Source organism: Phycicoccus sp. Soil803 (assembly GCF_001429685.1).
GTDB lineage: Bacteria > Actinomycetota > Actinomycetes > Actinomycetales > Dermatophilaceae > Pedococcus.
In genome coordinates, this window is record NZ_LMST01000001.1 from 919450 (window position 1) to 942716 (window position 23267).

At 70.5% G+C, this 23267-nt stretch carries 14 protein-coding genes; 8 read left to right on the forward strand and 6 right to left on the reverse strand.

Going from position 1 to position 23267, the window contains the following annotated elements:
• Nucleotides 1-861: hypothetical protein (locus ASG95_RS04320; protein WP_200961866.1), on the reverse strand; the 861-nt coding region annotated here is incomplete at its 3' end.
• Between the two features lie 161 nt (nt 862-1022).
• Here ASG95_RS04320 and pth point away from each other — a divergent pair.
• From pth to ASG95_RS04355, 7 genes are all read left to right on the forward strand, one after another.
• Nucleotides 1023-1625, forward strand: a complete 603-nt coding sequence (pth, locus tag ASG95_RS04325) for an aminoacyl-tRNA hydrolase (RefSeq protein WP_057376693.1) — start codon at nt 1023-1025, stop codon at nt 1623-1625.
• 386 nt (nt 1626-2011) lie between these two features.
• Nucleotides 2012-3400, forward strand: a complete 1389-nt coding sequence (locus ASG95_RS04330) for a sugar transferase (RefSeq protein WP_056923124.1) — start codon at nt 2012-2014, stop codon at nt 3398-3400.
• The gene (locus ASG95_RS04335) at nt 3400-4059 is read left to right on the forward strand and encodes a hypothetical protein (RefSeq protein ID WP_056923123.1); all 660 of its coding nucleotides are present in this window, start codon (nt 3400-3402) and stop codon (nt 4057-4059) included. The genes ASG95_RS04330 and ASG95_RS04335 overlap by 1 nt, the downstream gene beginning before the upstream one ends.
• Complete coding sequence (locus tag ASG95_RS04340; RefSeq protein WP_057376694.1) at nt 4056-5435, forward strand: hypothetical protein; 1380 nt, start codon at nt 4056-4058, stop codon at nt 5433-5435. The genes ASG95_RS04335 and ASG95_RS04340 overlap by 4 nt, the downstream gene beginning before the upstream one ends.
• The gene (locus ASG95_RS04345; protein WP_057376695.1) at nt 5425-10128 is read left to right on the forward strand and encodes a LamG domain-containing protein; all 4704 of its coding nucleotides are present in this window, start codon (nt 5425-5427) and stop codon (nt 10126-10128) included. The genes ASG95_RS04340 and ASG95_RS04345 overlap by 11 nt, the downstream gene beginning before the upstream one ends.
• Nucleotides 10129-10239: 111 nt before the next feature.
• A complete protein-coding gene (locus ASG95_RS04350) occupies nt 10240-14907 on the forward strand; it encodes a LamG domain-containing protein (RefSeq protein WP_200961867.1) in 4668 nt (1555 codons plus the stop codon).
• A gap of 38 nt (nt 14908-14945) precedes the next feature.
• Complete coding sequence (locus ASG95_RS04355) at nt 14946-16061, forward strand: glycosyltransferase family 4 protein (protein ID WP_200961868.1); 1116 nt, start codon at nt 14946-14948, stop codon at nt 16059-16061.
• Here the strand turns inward: ASG95_RS04355 and ASG95_RS04360 are convergent.
• Nucleotides 16013-17335, reverse strand: coding sequence for an O-antigen ligase (locus tag ASG95_RS04360; protein ID WP_157581726.1), 1323 nt, complete (start codon nt 17333-17335; stop codon nt 16013-16015). The genes ASG95_RS04355 and ASG95_RS04360 overlap by 49 nt on opposite strands.
• 114 nt (nt 17336-17449) lie before the next feature.
• Here ASG95_RS04360 and ASG95_RS04365 point away from each other — a divergent pair, with 114 nt between their 5' ends.
• Nucleotides 17450-18133, forward strand: a complete 684-nt coding sequence (locus ASG95_RS04365; protein ID WP_056923118.1) for a hypothetical protein — start codon at nt 17450-17452, stop codon at nt 18131-18133.
• A gap of 24 nt (nt 18134-18157) precedes the next feature.
• Here the strand turns inward: ASG95_RS04365 and ASG95_RS04370 are convergent, their stop codons facing one another.
• The 4 genes from ASG95_RS04370 to ASG95_RS04385 all read right to left on the reverse strand — a co-directional run bounded on the left by ASG95_RS04370 (nt 18158) and on the right by ASG95_RS04385 (nt 23179).
• Nucleotides 18158-19885 carry a polysaccharide biosynthesis tyrosine autokinase gene (locus ASG95_RS04370; protein WP_057376698.1) on the reverse strand — a complete coding sequence of 576 codons (1728 nt, stop codon included), beginning with the start codon at nt 19883-19885 and terminating at the stop codon, nt 18158-18160.
• Between the two features lie 121 nt (nt 19886-20006).
• Entirely contained in the window at nt 20007-20879 is an 873-nt protein-coding gene (locus ASG95_RS04375) for a hypothetical protein (protein ID WP_057376699.1), read from the reverse strand.
• The gene (locus ASG95_RS04380) at nt 20879-21976 is read right to left on the reverse strand and encodes a Gfo/Idh/MocA family protein (protein ID WP_235544134.1); all 1098 of its coding nucleotides are present in this window, start codon (nt 21974-21976) and stop codon (nt 20879-20881) included. The genes ASG95_RS04375 and ASG95_RS04380 overlap by 1 nt, the downstream gene beginning before the upstream one ends.
• 81 nt (nt 21977-22057) lie before the next feature.
• Nucleotides 22058-23179, reverse strand: coding sequence for a DUF1972 domain-containing protein (locus ASG95_RS04385; RefSeq protein ID WP_057376701.1), 1122 nt, complete (start codon nt 23177-23179; stop codon nt 22058-22060).
• Between the last annotated feature and the right edge of the window lie 88 nt (nt 23180-23267).

Genomic DNA, 23267 nt, shown 5'->3' on the forward strand with positions numbered 1-23267 from the left:
GGCGCCTCGCAACGCATCCTCGCGTGCCTTCTCGGCGACCAGAGCCGCCGTCCCCCCTGGGCCCCCGTACTTGACCACACCGTCGAACTCGACCACCACCCGTCCCGCGACGAGGAAGTCGACCCGACCGAGAAACGAGCCGCGATCGTCGACGAGGGTCACCTGGGACTGCGGCTCGAGGCCGAGCGCCTCGAGGAGGACGCGGGTCCGGGTCTCGCCGACCGACTCACAGGACGCATCGGCAGACCGGAGCAGAACCTCGCCAACGCGTCGGTGGACTGGCAGCCGCGCCACCTCGGTCAGCGCTGTGCGCACGTCCTCGAGGGTGCAGCGCCGGTCATGCAATGCGCGGTCGAGCGGGACGAGCCCGGCCAGCGACCCTGATCGCACGGCAACCTGGGCGATGGCGGTCGCGACCGGGACGCAGCGGTAACCGTCAGCGACCACCTGGGGCACGGTCTCGAGGTCGACGGCCGAGCGCGAGCCTGCCGCGATCCAGCCGTGGACCCGCAACCCGGGGCGGGTACGGACCCGGCGCACGGCCCCGATGACGTCGACGGTGCTGAGCGACACCCCGTACACCGGCAGTCCGTGCAGCGCGAGTGCGCTCTGGTGGCTCGCGACGCTGCCCGGCCGGGTGGCCAGGACGGCCTTGGTCCGCAGGGCCAGCCGACCTTCGTCGTGGGAGGAAGCCCAGGCTGCTCCGAGGACATAAGCGCCCCGGCGCGCCGCGACAACGTCTCCGGCGCGGAGACATCGCCTCAGCTCGGGGTCGCCGACGCCCCGCTCCCGCGCCTCGCTGTAGGTGAACACATGGCCGCGGGTGACGGCCCAGGCATGGAGGGTCGGATCGATCGGCATCGACACAGCCTGCCGGGCGCGCGGCAGGTGGTGGCCTCGTCGTCCACAGGCTGCCGCCACCGGCGCAGCTGTTGTCTGCTGGCGTAGGGAGAGCCGCGCCCTGCCCCGACGACTGCGCCCGGGCGAGTGGGGGAGCTGGCCTTCCGGCATACTTGCGCCCCGTGAGTGACGACGGCACCTGGCTCGTGGTGGGACTGGGCAACCCCGGCCCCAAGTACGCAGGGAACCGTCACAACGTCGGCGCCATGGTCGTCGACGAGCTCGCCTCGCGCGCCGGCGCGAAGCTCACCTCCCACAAGGCGCGGGCCTCCGCCGCGACGGTGCGGATCGGCCTGCGACCGGGCGGGGCGCCCGGACCGGCCGCGGTCGTCGCGGTCCCGTCGTCCTACATGAACGAGTCGGGCGGCCCGGTCAAGGCGCTGATGAAGTTCTTCTCGGTCGAGGTCGACCGGTTGCTCGTCATCCACGACGAGCTCGACATCCCGGCCGGCGACGTCCGGCTGAAGAAGGGCGGGGGAGAGGGCGGCCACAACGGTCTGCGCTCGATCACCTCCGCCGTCGGGACCAAGGACTACCTGCGGGTTCGGGTCGGCATCGGCCGCCCGCCGGGTCGGATGGACCCCGCCGACTTCGTGCTGCGGGACTTCGGGACGACCGAGCGCAAGGAGCTCCCGTTCCTCCTCGGAGACGCCGCTGACGCTGCCGAGATGGTCGTGGTGGAGGGACTCGTCGCGGCCCAGCAGAAGTACCACTCCCCGGCCTGAGGGCCGTCCGCACCCAACCGGAGCCATCCCGCCCCGAACGTCACCACCTTCTCCCTCAAACGGTGGAGAGGGGTACGGCATACCCCGTAGTCAAGGTGAGGTTGTCTGGCCTAGCCCCGTGATCGTATGTGCCGAATCCCCTGCGGTGACAGCATTTCCAGAGCCTGAGGACGTCTTCTCATGAGGGCACATCGGTAAGTCCCACTTGGGAGTTACCTTCAGGCGCTGAGCGGTTTAGGGGAGTTGCCATGACGGATCTTGCGGGGGCAAAGTCCGTTTCGCCAGTCGGGGCGGAATGGGTGCGGAAGCGCACGACGACGGCTTCGCCGCGCTCGGCCCCGCCTGGTCATGCACCCCAGAGCACGAAGCCCGCGCGCCCCTGGCACGTGGGCTACCGGCGTCGTGCGCTCCTGTCCGACGCCGTCACTGCCCTCGTCACCGCAGCGGCCGTGATCGTCCTCCCCGTCGGCGGCGCCCCCGCGTCCGTCCGGTGGGGCGTTGCGCTGCTCCTGCCCGGCGTGTGGATCCTCATGCTCCAGCTGTTCCACGGCTACGAGCAGCGGTTCCTCGGCATCACCACCGACGAGTACCGCTCCGTCGCCAGGGCCGCGATCAGCCTCGGCGTCGCGGCGGTGCTGAGCTCGTGGCTCCTGCACTTCGAGCTCGCCCGCGGGCTCGTCCTCATCGTCGTCCCGATGCTGATGCTCCTCGGGCTCGTCTCCCGCAACCTGCTGCGCCGTTCTCTCCTCCGGCGCCGCACCAACGGGCGCGACACCCAGCGCACCGTGGTCATCGGCAACGTCCGCACGGTCGGTCCCATGATCCGCCAGCTCCAGCAGGCTCCGGGCGAGGGCATGCACGTCGTCGGCGCCTGCGTCTCCGGCATCACCAACGGCGGCGACTTCTCCTCCGAGGTCGAGGGCATCCCGGTCTTCGGCTACCCGGAGGAGGCGCTGCACGCCATCGACCTCCTCAACGCCGAGGTCGTGGCGGTGTCGGGGGACCCCGACCTGAGCGGTCGGGCCCTGCGCCGCCTCGCCTGGTCACTCGAGGAGCGTTCCGTCGACCTCGTGGTCGCGACCGGCCTGCTCGACGTCGCCGGACCGCGGCTCTCCATCCGCCCCGCAGCGGGGATGCCGCTGCTCCACGTCGAGCGGCCGGCCATGTCCGGCGCCCGCCGCGTGGTGAAGCGGGCCGTCGACTGGTGCCTCGCGCTCGGCCTGACGATCGCTGCCCTTCCGGTCCTGGTGGCCATCGGCATCGCGATCCGCCTCGACTCCTCGGGTCCCGTGCTGTTCCGTCAGACGCGGGTCGGGGCCCGGGGCGAGACCTTCAACATGCTCAAGTTCCGCAGCATGGGCGTCGACGCCGAGCAGCGGCTGGCCCAGCTGACCGGCGCCGCAGACGCAGGCAACACGGTGCTGTTCAAGATGCGCCACGACCCGCGGATCACCCGGGTCGGCGGGTTCCTGCGCCGCTACTCGCTCGACGAGCTGCCCCAGCTGGTCAACGTCCTGCGGGGCGAGATGTCGTTGGTCGGGCCCCGACCGCCGCTGCCGGACGAGGTCGCCGGCTACGAGTCCGACGCCGTGCGGCGCCTCCGGGTCCGCCCGGGCCTGACCGGCCTCTGGCAGGTGAGCGGTCGCAGCGACCTGTCCTGGGACGAGTCCCTGCGGCTCGACCTCTGGTACGTCGACAACTGGTCGCTGGTCCTCGACCTCCAGATCATCGTCCGCACCGCTCGTGCGGTCCTTCGTGGAAAGGGCGCCTACTGATGTCGCCGCGTCTCCGTCTCGCCGCCAGCCTGGCGGGTCTCGCCCTCGTCGCCGCCAGCCTCTCCGGCTGCGGTGGCAGCGGCCAGGCCCTCGCCTCCACCCCTGGCACGTCCTCGTCGTCCTCCGCGGCGCCGACCGAGACCCCCGAGACCGAGACGACGCCGACCACACTGGCACCCCCGCTCCCGCAGCCGGTCAAGTCCGTCCCCAAGGTCAAGCGGGTCGGGCAGCCGAACACGCCCTCGGTGAGCGCGCCGGGTGCGAAGTTCGACGCGGCAGTGAAGTACCCCGATGGCGTCACCCTCGTGATCACCAAGGCCGAGAAGGGTGTCGAGACCGGCCACGGTCCCGGCGTCATGGCCGGGCGCGAGTACGTCCGCTTCACGCTCAAGCTCACCAACGGCTCGACCAAGGCCGTCAACCTCAACCAGGTGGTCCTGACGACCAGCTACGGCGCGACGAAGCAGCTGGCCGCCCCGGTGTACACCGAGAGCGCCGGCACCTACGACTTCTCCGGCACGGTGAAGCCCGGCGCCTCCGCCACGGCCCTCTACGCGTTCGCCGTGCCGACCAAGCAGCTGAACCAGGTCGCGATGGTCGTCGACTTCGACGGTCTCCACACCTCCGCCACGTACACGGGCGCGGTCGTGGCCAAGTGACCCAAGGCTCCCTTCCCCGACTCGGGCGGCTGCGGTCGCTCGCCTCGTCGCATGCCGCCGGGGCCCTCGTGGCCCAGGTGTGGCAGGCGGCGGCGAGCTTCGGCCTGCAGGTCGCAGCGGCCCACCTGCTCGGTGCCCGGGGCCTCGGCGAGCTGGCGCTGTGCCTCGGCGTCATCATCCTGACGACCGCGGTCACCAGTGGATTCGTCGGTGATGCCCTCACGGTGCTCGACCGTCACGACCGCGGGCTCCGCGCGGGACTGCAGTGGTGGGCCGGTGTGCTCGCCCTGCTCGGTCCGGTCGCCGCCACCGTGACCCTGTGGTCGTTCGGGGTGCTCGAGCCGGCCGAGGCGGCGTGGTTCTGCGTCGCGGCAGCCCTCTTCCAGGTCGAGGAGGTGGCCCGCCGCCTGCTCATGGCGACGCTGCGCTTCTGGCGGCTCGTGGTGGTCGACTCGGTGGCCCTGGTGGTCGCGATGGTCGCCCTCGTGGTGGTGTCCGCTGTCGGCACCGTCGCCCTCGGCACCTTCTTCGTCGCCATCGCCGCGGGCCAGCTCGCCGGCCTCGTCGTCGCGATCGCCCTGGCGCCGGCCGACGAGCGCCGCCTGGTCTCCCTGCGTGGTGCGCGGATCCGCCAGGTCGCCTCCTTCGGCGGGTGGCGCGGCGCGCAGGTGTCGGTCAACCCTGGTGTCTTCACCGCCATGCGGGTCCTGGTGATCGCCGTGGCGGGCGGCGCCGCACTCGGCCAGGTCGAGGCGGCCCGCATCTACGTCGCCCCCGCCATCCTTGCCATCCAGGGCATCGGCTCCTACCTGCTCGCCTCCTACGCCCGCGACCGCTCGCTGCCGCTGCGGGCCCTGGTCGCGCGGGCGTCCAGGAGCTCCCTGGGGCTGGCCGGGGGGGCGCTGGCCCTCGGGGTCCTCCTGTGGGCTGTGGCGCCGGTCGTGGGTCCGTGGGTGACCGGCGACTCGTTCACGCTCCCGGCCGTCACCGTGCTCGGCTGGGCGGTGTATGCCGCCGCGACAGCCACGCTGCAGCCGTTCGTCAGCCTCGCGGCAGCCCGCGGCCGCCAGCGCGCCGCTCTCGTCGTCCGGCTCGCCGACGCCTTCGTGTCGCTCGCCTCGCTCGCGGGCCTGCTGGCCATCGGGTTGCCCTACCAGGCAACACCTTTCGTCCTCGCCGTCGGTCCCTTCGTCGGCGGTCTCCTCACCCGTTCGATCGTCCTGGCACCCATGCTGCGTGAACAGCGGCAGCCCCAGGTCACCAGCTCCACCTCCACCAGTGACCCGCTGGTCGACGCACCGCTCGTCGGTGCTCGTCCCGGCAACGCCGATCTCGGCGGGAATCGTCTTGGAAAGGCAGTCCACCATGCACGTTGAGGCCTTCGGCGGTCTGATCCGCCGTGCCGGCGCAGTGGTCGCGACCACCGCCCTCCTGGTGGGGGGAATCACGCTGACCGGTGGGGTCGCCCATGCGGCCGACCCTGCTCCGACTCCGCCGACCCCCACGACCGTGACTGCCGACGCGCTGCCCACCTGGCAGATCAACGGTGTCGTGTGGGCCCAGGTCATCGTCGGCAACACCGTCTACGTGACGGGCAGCTTCACCAAGGCTCGCCCCCCGGGTGTGGCAGTGGGCGGCGCCGGGGAGATCGACGCCCTCAACATCTTCGCCTACGACATCACCACCGGTAACCCGGTCGCGTCGTTCAGCCACTCGCTCAACGCGCAGGGCCTGGCCATCGCGGCCTCGCCCGACGGCTCCAAGATCTACGTCGGCGGCGACTTCACCACCGTCGACGGCGCCTCCCGCGGCCACATCGCCTCGTTCAACACGGCGGGCGGCACGCTGACGAACTGGACCCCCAACATCGGTGGACAGGTTCGCGCCATCGTCGCGACGTCCTCCACCGTCTACGCCGGCGGCAGCTTCCCGTCGGCCGGTGGCCAGACCCGCGCGGGAGGGGCTGCCTTCGCCGCAGCCTCCACGACGCTGCTGCCCTGGTCGCCGACCGCCGGGGGCTCCAACGCCACCGTGCTGGCGATGGTCATGTCCCCCGACCAGAGCCGGGTCATCCTGGCCGGCTCCTTCGAGACCCTCGGCGGTGTCTCTGCCTACGGCATGGGTGCCGTCGACGCGACGACCGCCGCGGTGCTGCCGTGGGCGGCCAACGCCTCGATCCGCACCGCCGGGCTGAACGGTGGCATCACCAGCCTGTCCACCGACGGCACGCAGGTGTTCGGCTCGGGCTACGCGTTCGGCTCCGGCGCCTCCTTCGAGGGCACCTTCTCGGCCAACCCCGACACCGGCGCGATCAACTGGATCAACGACTGCCTCGGCGACAACTACAGCACCTGGCCGATGAACCAGGTCCTCTACAGCGTCGCCCACCAGCACGACTGCACCGTCGTCGGCTCGTTCCCTGACACCAGCCCGCGCTCGCGCTGGCAGAAGGCCACTGCCGCCCCGACCTTCCCGACCGGGATGATCACGGTCAAGGACGCCTACGGCTGGGACTTCCGGGGCTTCCCGTACGCAGGGATCCTGCACTGGTTCCCCGACTTCGAGTTCGGCAACTTCACCCCCGACCGCCAGGCGGCCTGGTCGGTCACCGGCAACGGCACCTACCTGAGCTTCGGCGGCGAGTTCCCGATGGTCAACGGCGTGGCCCAGCAGGGCCTGGTCCGGTTCGCCGCACCGAACGCCGCCCCCAAGCTGTCCAAGCCGATCTACACCGCGGCCTTCAACCCGGTCGCCACCTCGACCGAGGCCGGCCGCGTCAAGCTCTTCTTCAAGAGCGTCTGGGACCGCGACGACGCCACGCTCACCTACGACGTCTACCGCGACGGTGGCCCCTCCATCGGCAACTTCACGTCGGCGTCGAACTTCTGGACCCTCCCGGGCCTGGGCTTCACCGACACCGGCGTCGCACCCGGTACCACCCACACCTACAAGGTGCGGGCCAAGGACAAGGACGGCAACGTCCAGTGGAGCCTTGCGACGGCTCCGGTCACCGTGTCGTCCGACCCGACCCCTGCCTACCTCTCCGCGGTCCGGGCGGACAACCCGCTGCACCACTGGCGGCTGAATGACACCGGGCCCGGTTTCCTCGACTCCGTGGGCGCCGGCGACGGCACCTCCACGAGCGTCACCTTCGGCCAGTCCGGTGCCACCACCGGTGACGCCGCGGTCCGCTCGAGCGGTGGGACCAGCCCCAAGCTCTACACGACGTATGCCGAGAGCCACCCGGTCGAGGCGACCGTCCAGGCCTGGATGCAGACCACCAGCACCTCCGGTGGACGCATCATCGGGTTCGGCACCAGCCAGACCAACAACAGCACCTCGAACGACCTGGTGCTGTACGTCAACAGCGGCAACAGGATCGCGTTCATGACCTCCAACGGGACCGCCCGTACGGTCACCAGCACGCGCAGCGTCAACGACGGTGCGTGGCACCTCGTGACGGCGACGGCCGGTGCTGACGGCATCTCGCTCTACGTGGACGGCCGCCGGGTCGGCCGCGACCAGACTCCGGTGACCTTGGCGACCTTCCAGGGCTTCTGGCGGCTCTTCGGTGACTCGACCTCCAGCCTCGCGAACAAGCCCACCAACGCCGCGCTGGCCGGCACCATCGACGAGGTCTCGGTCTTCCCGAGCGTGCTGAGCCAGGCCGACATCCAGGCGCAGTACCTCGCCTCCGGTCGCTCGGCCGCGTGGACCTCGCCCACCCCGACGGACGGCTACGCGCAGGCAGTGACGGGATCGTCCCCGGACTTCTACTGGCGCCTCAACGAGACGTCCGGCTCGACCGTGGCCGACTCCTCGTCGGCCGGTCAGGACGGGTCGATCGTCACCGGGGTCTCCCTGACCTCGGGCGGGTCCCCTGCCAGCACCCCCGTGCGCGACGCGACCTTCAACGGGTCGAGCGGTCTCGTGGTCGCCAAGGAGGCCTGGAACAACCCGAAGACCTACTCCACCGAGGCCTGGTTCAAGACCACGACCACGCGTGGCGGCAAGATCATCGGGTTCGGCAGCGCCACCACCGGGTTGAGCACGTCGTACGACCGTGAGGTCGTCATGCTCAACAACGGCCGGCTCCAGTTCGGCACCAACGGTGCCGTGCGCACCCTCGCCGCGACGACCACCTCGTTCAACAACGGGCAGTGGCACCACGTGGTGGCGACCCAGGGTGCCGACGGCATGAAGCTCTACGTCGACGGTGTCCTGTCCGCCTCCGCCGCGGCGACCGACGCGCAGAGCTACACCGGTTACTGGCGTCTCGGCGGTGACCGCAACTACGGCAACACCACGAGCAGCTACTTCGCCGGCGAGATCGACGAGGTGGCCGTCTACCCGACCGCCCTCACGGGTGCGCAGGTCCGGGCCCACTACGAGGCCACCGGCCAGGTGGCGGTCAACCAGCCGCCGACTGCGGCCTTCACGTCGACGAAGACCTTCCTCGACCTTGCGGTCGACGGCAGCGGCTCGACCGACGCCGACGGCACCATCTCCACCTACTCGTGGAACTGGGGCGACGGCACCGCCGCCGGCTCTGGGGTCACCGCCAACCACAGCTACGCGGCGGGCGGCACCTACACCGTGACGCTCACGGTGACGGACGACGACGGCGCCACGGCCACGAAGACCGCCTCGGTGACGGTGGCGGCCAACCAGGCACCGACGGCCTCGTTCACGGACTCGGAGAACTTCCTCGCCCTGTCCGTCAACGGGTCCGGGTCGTCCGACCCGGATGGCACGATCGCCTCCTACGCGTGGAGCTGGGGTGACGGCACCGCCAACGGTTCCGGCGCCACGGCCACCCACACGTATGCCGCGGCGGGCACCTACACGGTCGGCCTCACCGTCACCGACGCCCAGGGCCTGACGGGCACCTCGAGCCGGTCGATCACCGTGTCGCAGGCGCCCAACCAGCTGCCGACGGCCGCCCTCACCCACAGCGAGACGTTCCTGCAGACCTCGGTCAACGGGTCCACGTCGAGCGACCCCGACGGCACGATCGCGTCCTACGCGTGGAGCTGGGGTGACGGCACCGCCGACGGTTCTGGCGCGACGGCCTCCCACACCTATGCCGCGTCCGGCACCTACACGGTGGGCCTCACCGTGACGGACAACAGGGGCGGCACCGACACGAAGACGGCCACCGTCACCGTGGCGGGCAACCAGGCGCCGACGGCGTCGTTCACGGACTCGGAGAGCTTCCTCGCCCTGTCGGTCAACGGCTCGGCATCCGCGGACGGCGACGGCACCATCGCGTCCTACGCCTGGCAGTGGGGTGACGGGACCGCCGACGGTTCCGGCGCCACCGCGAGCCACATGTATGCCGCGGCGGGCACCTACTCGGTGCGCCTCACCGTGACGGACGACCAGGGCGCCACCGGCACCCTGTCCCGTGACATCACGGTCGTCGCGCTCACCGCCTTCGCGCAGGACGCCTTCGGCCGGACGCTCGCCTCCGGGTGGGGCACCGCCGACCTCGGGGGCGCCTGGACGCTCGGTGGCGTGGCCACCCGGTGGTCGGTCTCCGGTGGGCTCGGTCGGGTCAGCCTCAACGCCGGTGACGGCTACACGGCGTCGCTGCCGAGCATCTCGAACACGGACAACCAGTACGAGGTCGCGGTCACGACCGACAAGGCACCGACGGGCGGCGGTCAGTACATCAGCGTCCTCGGACGCCGGGTGACCTCCACCGCCGACTACCGGGCGAAGATCCGCTTCGCAGCCGGTGGCGCCACGGCGGTCTGGCTGACCCGCAACGAGGGTGCGACCGAGACGGTCCTCACCAGCATCACGGTGCCGGGTCTCGTGTACAACGCCGGCGACACGATGAAGGTCAAGCTCCAGACCTGGGGCACCAACCCCACCACCATGCGGGTGAAGATCTGGAAGGCCGGGACCACAGAGCCCGCCGCCTGGACCCTCACCACCACGGACAGCGCGGCGGCACTGCAGGCGCCCGGATCCATCGGCCTGTACGCCTACCTGAGCGGCAGCACCACCAACGGTCCTGTCGGGTACGGCGTGGACGACCTCTGGGTCGGTCCTCGCAACTAGCAATCCGCACAACCAACGCAGGGAGCCCGCGAAGGCGCGGGAGAACGGCAGGGTGTCATGGGACGTGGACCAGTAGCTCGGTGGTGTCGCACCGTCGGTGTGGGAGCGGTGGTGACGGCGTTGGCCGTCGCAGGGGTGGTCATCCCCTCGACGGCCGCCCAGGCCGCCGACCCAGCCCCGGCCAACGTGGCGACCGCCGACGCTCTGCCGACCTGGCAGATCAACGGCGTCGTCTACAGCCAGGTCGTCGTGGGCCAGACCGTCTACGTCACGGGCTCGTTCACCCGCGCGAGGCCACCGGGCGTCGCAGCTGGTGGTGCCGGCGAGGTCGTGGCGAACAACATCTTCGCCTACGACCTCACCACTGGTAACCGCGTGGCGTCCTTCAGCCACTCGCTCAACGCCCAGGGCCTGGTCATCAAGGCCTCTCCGGACGGCTCGCGCATCTACGTCGGTGGTGACTTCACGCAGGTCGACGGCATCGCGCGGGGGCACCTCGCGGCGTTCAGCACCGCCACCGGAGCCCTGGTGGCGCCCCCCGGCTACACCCCGCCGAACATCGGCTCCCAGGTGCGCGGTCTTGGCGTCACGGCCAGCACCGTCTTCGTCGGCGGCAACTTCCTGTCGGCCAACGGCCTTTCCCGCGTGCGTCTCGCGGCCTTCGCCAACTCCAACGGCGCCATGCTCCCCTGGGCCCCGGCAGCAGAGGGCGGCTACGTCTGGACCATGACGATGACGCCCGACAACAGCAAGGTGATCCCCGGCGGCTCGTTCACCACCCTCAACGGCGTGGCCGCCGTCGGCATGGGCGCCGTCGACGCCGCGACGGGTGCGACCCTGCCGTGGGCCGCCAACCAGAAGATCAAGGCGGGCGGCAGCGCCGCGGCCATCACCGCGCTGAAGACCGACGGCCAGAAGGTCTACGGCAGCGGCTACGCCTTCGTGCTCGGCAACTCCAACGCCAACTTCGAGGGCACCTTCGGCCTGGACCCCAGCACCGGTGCGATCAACTTCGTCAACGACTGCCTCGGTGACACCTACGACGTCGCCCCGACCCAGAACCTCCTCTACGCGGTGGCTCACTACCACGACTGCACGGCGGTCGACGAGTTCGGCGACACCAACCCGCGCGTACGCTGGCAGAAGGCCGTCGTCACCTACAACTCGGGCACGAACCTGACGACCAAGAACGACGTCTACGGCTGGGACTACCGCGGGTACCAGTACGCCAAGATGCTCACCTGGTGGCCCGACCTGGCCTTCGGCTCCTACACCTCGGCCAGCCAGGCCGCGTGGGCCGTCGACACCGCCGGCGACTACGTCCTCATGGGTGGCGAGTTCCCGCGCGTCAACGGCGCCAACCAGCAGGGACTGACCCGGTTCAAGTCGCGGGCGTCCGGGGCGCCGAAGCTGCGCGGCCCGCGCTACTCGACGATCCCGGCCACCCCGACACCCAGCACCAACGCGGTCTCGCTGACCGCCGGCACGGTGCGCGTCTCGTGGGGCTCGGCCTGGGACCAGGACGACAAGAACCTCAAGTACGAGGTGCTGCGCAACAACAACACCTGGGTCTACACGACCACGGGCGACTCGGCGTACTGGGACCTGCCCACCATGGGCTTCATCGACAAGAACCTCACCCCGGGCACCCAGGTGCGCTACCAGGTGCGGATCACCGACCCTGACGGCAACTTGCTGTGGAGCCCGGTCTCCAACACGGTCACGGTCGGCAGCGGTTCGCCGAGCCCCTACGCGCAGAAGGTCATCGACGACGGGGCGAGCCACCTGTGGCGGCTCGGTGAGCCGTCCGGAAACTCCATCGACTGGGCCGGCTTCGACGACCTGACGATGAACGGCGGCTTCACCCGCGGCGCCAACGGCGCGATCATCGGGGACTCGGACAAGTCGACCACCTTCGGTGGCAGCGACGGCTTCGGGGCCACCGCCTCTCCCATCCCCGGTCCCGACGTGTTCAGCGTCGAGTCGTGGTTCAGGACCACCACCACCAGCGGTGGCAAGATCGTCGGCTTCGGCAACAACAACACCGGCACGTCGAGCAACTACGACCGCCACATCTACATGGAGCCCGACGGCCGGATCACCTTCGGCATCTACCACGACGGCTTCTTCACGGTCACCACGCCCAACTCCTACAACGACGGACAGTGGCACCAGGCGGTCGGCACCCTCGAGCCCTCTGGCGTGACCCTCTACGTGGACGGCAAGCGGATCGGCCGCAACGCGGGCACCTCGGTGGGCCAGGCCTACTCGGGCTACTGGCGCATCGGTGGTGACAGCCCGTGGAGCGGCAACCCGTACTTCGCCGGCGACATCGACGACGTGGCCATCTACCCGACGGCCATCCCGCTGACGATGGTCCAGTCGCACTACACCGCGAGCGGTCGCACGCTCAACGTCCCGACGCGACCGGCCGACGCCTACGGCCAGGCAGTGTGGGACGCGAACCCCGACCTGTACTGGCGCCTGGGTGACACCACCCCGACGGCCAAGGACTCCGGTCCGAACGAGTCCGACGGCGACTACCGGGGCGGCTACAGCCAGGGCCAGACCGGCGCGTTCGACGGAGCGACCAACAAGGCCGTGGCCTTCAACGGCAGCGACGGGTTCGTGGCGTCGAAGCAGGTCTACAACAACCCGCACAACTACACGCTCGAGGCCTGGTTCAAGACCACGTCGACCAGCGGCGGGAAGATCCTCGGGTTCGGCTGCTCCAACGTCGGCACGTCGGGCTGCTACGACCGGCACGTCTACGTCAACAACGACGGCCGGATCACCTTCGGGGTCTGGACCGGCTTCACCAACACCATCGACTCGCCGTTGGCCTACAACGACGGTCAGTGGCACCACGTGATGGCGACCCAGAGCAACACCGACGGGATGAAGCTCTACCTCGACGGCGCGCTGGTCGGCACGAACGGGCAGACGGACGCCGAGAACTACAACGGCTACTGGCGGGTCGGTGGCGACAACCACTGGGGCTGCTGCAGCCCGTTCCTCGCCGGCACGATCGACGAGGTCGCGGTCTACTCCTCGGTGCTCCCGGGCAGTGCGGCAACGCAGCACTTCGAGCTCGGTGGCGGCAACGTCGCCAACCAGCCGCCGGTGGCAGCCTTCACGCACAACGAGACGTTCCTGCAGACCTCGGTCAACGGGTCCACCTCGAACGACCCGGACGGCTCCATCGCGTCCTACTCGTGGAACTGGGGTGACGCCACAGCTGCGGGTTCCGGGGCCACGGCCAACCACACCTACGCAGTGGCCGGCACCTACACGATCACGCTCACGGTGACCGACAACGACGGCGAGACCGACACCGAGACCGCCACGGTCACGGTGAACGCGCCACCGCCCAACCAGGTGCCCACCGCGGCATTCACCCACACCGAGACGTTCCTGCAGACCTCGGTCAACGGGTCCACCTCGAGCGACCCGGACGGCTCCATCGCGTCCTACTCGTGGAACTGGGGTGACCTGACCGCCAACGGCTCAGGCGCCACGGCCAACCACACCTACGCCGCAGCCGGTACCTACACGGTGACCCTCACCGTGACCGACAACGACGGGGCGACGGACACCGAGACGGCCTCCGTCACGGTGGTCGAGAACCAGGCTCCGACGGCAGCCTTCACGCACAGCGAGACGTTCCTGCAGACCTCGGTCAACGGGTCGACCTCGAGCGACCCGGACGGCACCATCGCGTCGTACTCGTGGAACTGGGGTGACGCAACGGCCAACGGCTCGGGCGCCACGGCCAACCACACGTATGCCGCGGCCGGCACCTACACGGTGACCCTCACGGTGACCGACAACGGCGGCAAGACCGACACCGAGACAGCTTCGGTGACCGTCACCGCGCCGCCGAACCAGCTGCCCACCGCGGCCTTCACCCACACCGAGAACGACTTGGTCACCTCGGTCAACGGGTCCACGTCGAGCGACCCGGACGGCACCATCGCGTCGTACTCGTGGAACTGGGGTGACCTGACCGCCAACGGCTCGGGCGCCACGACCAGCCACACGTATGCCGCGGCCGGCACCTACACGGTGATCCTCACGGTGACCGACAACCTGGGCGGGACGGACACCGAGTCCGCCTCCGTCACGGTGACGGCACCGACGGTCTTCGCTCGTGACGACTTCGGTCGCACGGTCACCGGAGGCTGGGGTACGGCGGACGTCGGCGGTGCCTGGACCATCGGTGGTCCGACCACCCGGTGGTCGGTCGGCGGCGGCACCGGCAAGGTGAGCCTCAACGCCGGTGACGGCTACACGGCATACCTGCCGAGCGTGAGCAGCACGGGCACCGAGGTCAAGACCTTGGTCACGACCGACAAGGTGCCCACCGGTGGCGGACAGTACGTCAGCGTCATCGGTCGCCGGGTCAGCTCCACCGTGGACTACCGCGCGAAGGTGCGGATGGCTGCGGGCGGTGCGGTCGCGGTCTGGCTGACACGCAACCAGAGCGGCGCCGAGACGGTCCTCAGCAGTGCCACACTGGCTGGTGTGAGCTACAACGCCGGGGACTCGCTGCGGGTGCGCCTGCAGGCGACCGGCACCGCACCGACGACCCTGCGGGTCAAGGTGTGGAAGGTCGGAGCCAGCGAGCCGGCGGCGTGGGCCCTCACGTCGACCGACAACACGGGAGGGTTCCAGGCGGCCGGTTCGGCCGGGCTGTACCCCTACCTGAGCGGCAGCACGACCAACGGCCCGGTGGTGTACTCCATCGACGAGTGGTGGGTTGGGCCGCCGCAGCCGTGACGTCATCGCACCCAGAGCTCGGCAGGCGGGTTGCCCTCGTGGCCAACCCGTCTGCCGATCTCTATGGTTCCGACCGGATGCTGCTCGAGACCGTCCGCGGGCTGGGTGAGCTCGGCTGGACGGTCGTGGTCGCCGCCTCGCAGAGCGGTCCCCTCGACCGCGAGCTGCTGGCTGCCGGTGCGAGCGTCGAGGTCTGTCCCGCGCCCGTCGTGCGGCGCGCCAACCTCAGCCCTCGGGGGATGGTCCGGCTCGCCGTCGACGTGCTGCGAGGGGTGCCCGCCATGGTGCGCCTGGTGAGACGGGTCAGGCCCGACGTGGTCTACGTCAACACCGTGACGATCCCCTTCTGGCTGGTCGTCACCAGGCTGCTGCGCATCCCCACGGCGATCCACATCCACGAGGCCGAGGGTGCGTCGTCCGCGGTCGCACGGTACGGCCTGACGGTGCCCACGCGGTTGGCCACCCGGGTGATCTGCAACAGCACCACCAGCCTCGAGGTCGCGGCCCGGTCCGGGGGTCGCCGCAGCCGCATGCAGGTGATCCCCAACGGAGTGGCCGGCCCCGACCGCGTCGAGCCCCCACGAGACTCCGTGGTCGACCCTCGGCTGCTCTTCGTCGGCCGGCTGTCCCCGCGCAAGGGCGTCGACGTGGCGGTCCGGGCGCTCAGCGCGCTGCGAAGGGACGGCACCGCGGCCTCCTTGGACATCGTGGGAGCGGTGTTCCCGGGTTACGAGTGGTACGAGTCCGAGCTGCGTGACCTGGTCCGTGCCGAGGGGCTGACCGATGTCGTGCGGTTCCACGGGTTCACCCCCGATGTCTGGCCGCACCTGCGACAGGCCGATGTCGTGCTGGTGCCGTCCAGGGCCGAGGAGTCCTTCGGCAACGGCGTGATCGAGGCAGCGCTCAGCGCGCGCCCGGTCGTCGTCAGCGACCACACCGGGCTGAAGGAGGCCGCCGCCCACCTCGAGGCGGCCGTCGCCGTGCCCGCCGACCGGCCTGAGGCCGTCGCGGACGCGGTGCGGGGACTGCTCGCGCAGTGGCCGCAGACCCGTGCCAGGGCGTTGCGTGATGCCGACGAGTCGGCCGAGCGCTACCACCCGGCGCGCTACCGCCGGGCGGTCAGTGCGGTCCTCGAGGACCTCGGGTCCGGCTGACCCTGGAGCTGCAGCTCGCGCAGGGTCGCGTCCGACACCACGATGGGATCCGGTTCGGCCGGCTCCGGGTCCACGGGAGCCCCGGGGTCCGGCGCGGTGCGGGTGGCGGGTTCGCTCATCAGGCTCACCATCGCGAAGAGGATGAACGAGGTGCTGGCGTCGAACAGGCCGCTCTCCAGCAGGCTGCGCAGCCCGACGAAGGCGATCAGGCCGACCCACAGCGGGCGCCAGGGCCGCGGCGTGCGGAACGTCGACCCCACGGTCGCCAGGACCCAGACGGCCGTGAGCGCGAGGCCGATCAGACCGGTCTGGACCAGCGCCGAGATCCAGCTGCTGTCGAGGAGCTGGCTCTGCCAGTACTGCCCGGTCACCGGGATGTGCTTCATCGGCAGCCCCCCACCGAACCAGCGCTGCCAGGTCGAACCCTCCATGGTGAGTGCGGCCTGCCAGGCGATCGTGCGGGAGGCGAGGGTCGTGACGTTCTGGTCGCCACCGCGCAGGAGAAGGTTGGTGACCGCACTGGTGGCAAGGGCCGCGAAGGCCATCGCCGGGATGGCCGCGACGATGGCGACGAACCCAGCCACGGAGAACTTGCGGGCCTGGAGCACCATCACGGCCACGCCGAGGAAGAGGGTCGCCGCCGTGGTCCGTGAGCCGGTCAGCCACACCACGCCGAACAGGCCGATTGCCAGGACGGCCTCCCAGCGCGCGGCCCGGCTCTCGATCATTCGTTGGACGGTGAGCAGGAGCACGGTGCCGGTCAGGAGCGCGATCTCGTTGGGGGTCAGGGGCGGCACGCCGCCCTGGAGGCGCCCGCTGCCCAAGGTGCCGGCCCCGGTCGCGACCGCGAAGAGGGCGACCAGGCCCAGCGAGTGGATCATCGCCGTGATCAGGCGGGTCACCCCGACCGCGTGCAGCAGCAGGGCCAGGCTGGTCAGCAACATCGCGACCCGCACCGCGACGACGACCGACGCGAGCGCCTGGCCGGCGGCCCAGCCCCCGAGGCAGGACACGAGGAGGTAGAGGGCGGCCAGGGTCAGGGTGCGGGCGCCCACGGCGGTGGGTCGTGCGGAACGCCTGGAGAGCAGGAAGGACAGGGCTAGCCCGGCCCCGCCCAGGAGGCCCTTGGCGGCCACCACGGGGTCGAGGGCGCCGGCGAAGTACGTACCGCGCCGCCAAGGGATGGTGCACGCGACGAGAAGGAGACAACAGACGTACAGCTGCCAGGGCGCGATCTCCGTGGGCGTCCGTGGTGTCTGCTTTGTCGTGTTCATGCTTGTTCGGTTCCGCCGGATGACGCAGGCCGGCTCGCCCGATTGCTGGTATCTGGTCCCGGTTGCCGCGACCCATACTGGAAGCACGCGACGACTCGTGGGGACGAGGTGGTTATGGAGACGACGGTGCTCGTGCTGTGCGCGAACGACCGCTGCCTGGCCCCCGCCGCGGCGACGATCCTGCGCTCGGCCCTCCAGGCCCATGCCGAGTGGCAGGTCCAGGTGGTCTCGGCCGGGATCCGCGCCGAGATCGGCGCCGGGTGGTGTCCGCAGATGAGCGACCAGCTCACCAAGGACCACGACCTCATCATGCGACCACACCGCGCGCAGCAGGTGACCAGTGAGCTCGTGCGGGCCGCCGACCTCGTCCTCGTCTCCGAGCGCAAGTACCGCGGCTCCGCGCGCCTGCTCGACGCCGCCAGCGCGGACCACACCTTCACGATCGTGGAGGCGGCGATCCTGGCCAAGGAGGCGCTGGCCCGCACGGTGGCCGAAGGTGCCGCGGTGTCGGTCGAGGGTGCCGTGCACTCCGGCACCGGGCGGCTGGGCACCCGCGAACGGCTCATCTGGCTGCTGGAGGAGATGAACGCGGTCCGGGGCCTGGTGGCACTGCCCCCCGAGGAGCCGCACGGCTGGCGCCGACGGTTCGGGAGGGCCGCCGAGGTGGTCGGGCACGACATCCTCGACCCCCACGGCGAGCGCGGCTCGCACCGCAAGGCTGCACCGGCCCTGCGCGAGGCGCTGGACTCGTTCGCGTCGAGCCTGGCCGACGCCTCACCGAGGACCGTTCCAGCCTGACCGACCGTGGCCATGCGTGCCACGTCAGTGAACTCGGCCCCGCCCCGAGGGCTTCATCGGCTTCGAGAAGCTGGTCCCGAGCACCCTGGGATCGAGCGAGATCGGCCGTTCGTGGCGGCCGTCGCGGTTGCCGGCACGGTCGCGGTCACCCTCGCGGGTGAGGACCCCGTCGCGGTCACCCTCGCGGGGGTCGGCACCGTCGCGGCTGCGGTCACCACTGGGGTCACCCGTGCTGTCCGCCGGCGGGCCTGGATGGTCCGACGACGAGGCGTCAGCGCTTTCGTCGGGCGTGGTGTCCACCCCCGGGACGACCTTGGCCGCGCCGTCGGACTCGGGGCCGGTGCCATCCCCCGAGGAGCTGGGCAGCGCGGCGGCCCAGTCGCTCTCGGAGACGGCGGCGAGGGCCGCGTAGTCCTCGTCGTGCCCACGCAGGTCACGCTGTCCGCGGGCCGGCACCATGGTCAGGGCGGTGCCGATCAGCCGGGCCTTGACGGCTTCGAGGTCGGCGATGGCGCTGGTGAGCTGCTCGCGCCGGGTCTTGCCGTAGCGAGCCACCAGCACGGCGCCGTCGGCGCCCCTGGCGAGCACCGCGGCATCGCTGACCGGCAGGATCGGCGGGGCGTCGATGATGACGAAGTCGAAGTCCGCTCGCAGGGTCGCGATCACGGCGGCCATGTTCTTGGACCCGAGCAACCGGGTCGGGTCGGGCGGGGTCGTCCCGGCCGGCAGGATCGTGAGCAACCCGCGGTGCCAGGGCATCAGCGCGTCCGCGAGGTCGATCTGGCCGGCCACGACGTTGGACAGGCCGATCGAGCCGTCGATGCCCATCAGCGTCGAGGCATTGGGTCGCCGCATGTCGGCCTCGACGAGGCAGACGCGCAGGGAGGACTGGGCCAGGGCGATCGCCAGGTTGCAGGCGGTTGTCGTCTTGCCCTCGGAAGCGAGCGCCGAGGTGATGACGATGACGCGCGGCGGCTGGTCCACGTCGACGAACTGCAGGGTGGTGCGCAGGGAGCGGAACTCCTCCACCCCCCGGCCGTGGCCCTGCATGGTGATCAGGGGGTGGGTCTTGACCTGCTGGTTGAGGCCGATCAGCGCCAGCGCCGGGCGTCCCGTGAGGTCCTCGAGCTCGTCGCCCTTGACCGTGGTGTCCTGCTGCTCGCGGATCACCGCGACGATCACCCCGAGGGCCAGGCCGGCCAGCAGGCCCAGCGCCATGTTGAGCGGGATCTTGGGCGAGATCGGCTGCTGCGGGGCCAGGGACGGGACCGTGGTCGTCACCTTGACGGGCGACTTGCCCCCGGGCTCGCGAGGCGTCTCCAGCTTCTCGATGTTGATCCCCATCTGGTCGCTCACGGCGTTGACGATCGCCTGGGCCCGCTGGGGGTCGCTGTCGGTGGCGGTGACCTTGATGAGCACGGTGTCGACCGGGTTCTCGGCGGAGACCACGGCGCGAAGGTCGCGCACGCTCATCTTCAGGCCGAGCTTGTCGATGACCGGCTGCAGCGTGTCGGGGCTCTTGACCACCTCGGTGTAGGACGCCACCCGCTGCATGGCGAACTGCGAGCTCTGGTAGATCGAGGCGTCGGCCGTACCGGCGGAGCTGATCGACACGAAGGCCGTCGCGTTCGCGGCATACGTGGGAGGGGTCAGGTAGGTGAGGGTGGCCGCGGCGCCGAGCACGAGCACGGTGCAGGCCACGACGATCCGCCAGCGCTTCAGCAGGATCTGGAGATAGGCGCGCAGGGTCATCGGCTGCCCCTCCTTCCCTTCCTGCCACGGCCTTCGCCGTGGATCCGCCGTCGGTGGGTCGTCGTGGTTCCATTCTGCGTTCCGGAGCGGTCCCCGCCACTCGTCCGAAAGGTGGAGAGCATCACCGCGGGACCGGTGCCCAGCTCTTCTCGACCAGGGCCCTCGTCGAGGCGATGTTGCGGCGGCTGGAGGCGCCGAAGACGATCGACTCGATGTTGGGCTGGGCGCACACCCAGTCGATGGCCTCCTCCGGGGGGATGGCGCCCGAGGCGAAGACCGACATGGCGATCGCGCGGAAGCGACGGTCGCGCAGGGCGGTCTCGTAGGCCTCGAGGCCGCCGGGCATCCGGAAGCCGATCTTGTTGATGTTGGAGCACACGATCGGGTTGTCGATCCCGAGCCGCTCGAGGGTGTCGAGCAAACGTGGGAGGTTCATCGTGATGAAGCCGGGCTCGGCGCCGTACCGCGTGCGCACGTGGTCGGCGAAGATGACGAACGCCTCGTCGAAGCCCAGGCCCAGCAGCAGGTCGACGACGACGTTCTGGAGGAAGACCACCGGGGTCTGCAACCCGCGGAACATCGACATCTCGGCGTCGATGAGGAGCCGCGTGATGCCGTCGATGTCCTTGCTGGCCAACGACTTCGTGCCGGTCAGGGCGGCGCTGAACACGCTCTGGTCGGGCAGGAACCGCCGCAGGGCGCCGAGGGGTCCGTCCTCGGTCATCGCGTTGGCGTACTTGTGGGCGTAGGGCATGCACGGGAAGAACTCCATGCGCGCGTAGCGCTCCTGGTCGGCGCGCACGAGGTCGCAGATCTCGGCGACCCGGTCGTGGGTCGTGCACATGAAGGTCGTGACGCCCTCGTCGTAGGCGGCGTCGAGGACCTCCATGATCGCGCCGAGGTCCTGGAAGCGCATCTGCTGGCTGCGCGCCTTCTCCTCGGACATGTGGTTGACGCCGAAGAACTGGTTGTCACCGAACAGGAGGCGGTCCATCAGGCAGTCCTCCCTCGCCCGAAGGCAAGTCGTCGGCGGCGGCGCGGGGCCACCGTGGCGGTCGAGGTGGCGCGCTCGCGGGGGCCGCCGGTGCCCTGCGCATCAGCCGAGATCATCGACAGGATCCGGTCGGTGGCCGCGGCCGAGCTGAACACGTTGGGGCCCTCGGTCATCCGGTTGGCGACCCGGCCGACGAAGGTGTCGGCCTGGGCGCTGTACTCCTCGCCTCGCAGGTAGAACCACGGCTGCTCGGTGAGGTCGGTCGTGTAGTGCACGTTCCAGCCGGTGCGGTAGCCCTCGGGGACGGCGGCGGTGTCGCGCAGGTAGACCTGCACTTCCTGCCGGTCGGCGACCGCGCGACCGGTGGTGCCCCAGACGCTGATCTTGGTGGACATCTTGCGCTGCGACTCGTCGGACCAGTTCACCGAGACCTGGGCGGTGACGTCACCGGGGTACATCAGCGTCGACACCACCTCGTCGTCGGTCTCGGCGGAGAAGATCCGGTTGAGCCGGCTGCCCTCCACGCCGGTCGGCATGCCGAGGTACCACTGCACCAGGTCGATCGGGTGGGCGGCGTAGTCGTAGAGGCAGCCACCGCCGGACGACCGGCGGCTGCGCCAGGTGCCCCCCTTGGGGGCCAGGACGACCGGGCCGTAGGCCTCGGCGACGACGTGGGTGACCGCACCGAGGGCGCCGCCGTCGATGAGGCGCTTGAGCTCGGCGAAGGCCGCGACGAACCGGTTGTGGTAGCCGACCTGGGTGACCAGGCCGCGCTCGCGGGCCAGGGCGGTGAGGGCCTGGCCGTCGGCGTCGTCGAGGGTGAACGGCTTCTCGCAGAACACGTGGACACCGGCCTCGAGCGCGGTCCGGACCATCGGCGCGTGCAGGTGGGAGGGGGTGGCGATGACCACCGCGTCGAGCTGCTCGGCCGCCAGCATCGCGCTGAGGTCCTTGTAGGTTCGCAGCCCGGTGTACTTGCTCAGCACGTCGAGGACGTAACCGGTCGAGTCGCACACGGCGACCAGGTCGACCTCCGGGTGCGCGCGGAAGATGGACAGGTGGGAGAGGCCCATCTTGCCGAGCCCGACGACCCCCATGGTGATCACGACGACTAACTCCGTATCTGTGGCCCCCATCCACCTCGTTGCCGGTCGGCGGATGCGACCGGCAGCGCCCCCTCAGGCGCGGTGCATGAGTCCTGCGTGGAAGCGCGCGAGGACGGCTTCGTACTGGCCGGCCACGTGCTCCCACGTGAACTCTTCCGCATGGCGACCCCGGGCCGCGTCGTGCATTTGGTGGAGGACGTCGGGAGAAGCGAGCAGCTCGTCGAGCTGGGCCCCGAGCTCCTGCGCTGTCGTGAAGTAGCGCTGGGTGGGTCCGGCGACCCACCGGTTGTAGACGTTGTCGTGGGCGATGACCGGGTTGCCGGCCGCCATGGCCTCGACCAGCGAGGGGTTCGTGCCGCCCACCGTGTGGCCGTGCACGTAGGCCAGCGAGTGGAACCGCAACGCCTGCACCACCTCGGGGTCGTAGATGGCGCCCGGGAAGACCACCTCGTCGCTGGCCGCCGCGAGCACCTGCCGGTGGTAGTCGTCCGTCGCGCCGTCGAGGTTGCCCAGGACCACGAGGGTGCGCTCGCGGGGCTTGGCCGAGAACGCCTCGACGATCTCGAGCAGCGAGTTCTCGGGGATGGGGCGGCAGATCACCGTGAGGTAGCCCCCCGGCGTGAGCCCCATCGCCTCGACCGGCCCCGTGGGTGCCTCGGTGACCGCGTGCGCGCCGTAGGTGATCATGCTGATCCGGCTCCGCCGGGCCCACCGCGCGAGGTAGCGCTCGATGTCGGGGTGGTCGGCGATCAGGTGGTGCCCGAACAGGCTGGCGAACCGCTCGTTGGCCAGCAGGATGGCCTGGCGCGGGATGCCCCAGCGCCGCCGGGTCCACTCCATGCCGTCCATGTTGATGACGTTGGGGATCCGCTTGAGCCGCTGCAGGATGTTGAAGACGCCGGTGTTGTAGCCGAAGGTGAGGCAGACGTCGTCGTGCTGGATGGCGTGCCGGATCGAGGTCCAGTCGAAGGCCGACGTGCCCAGCCAGCCCTCGCGGTGCTGGGGGATGGTGACCCGCTCGATGCCGCGCCACGTGTCGTAGGTGATGGGTCCCTTGCCGTCGGCCTGGCAGTAGACGACCACGCGCCAGCCCTGCTCCACGAGGTACAGCCCGATCTGCTCGGCGGCCGTCTCGAAGCCCCCGTATGCCGCGGGCACACCATGGGTGCCCAGGATCCGTACCGTCCTCGTCATGTCTCGTGCCCCCCGTCGTGGACGTCGCTGCGCGTCGTGGCAACCCTAGAGGGCGCGCCGGCCACCCGGCATACCAGTCGTGCCACTG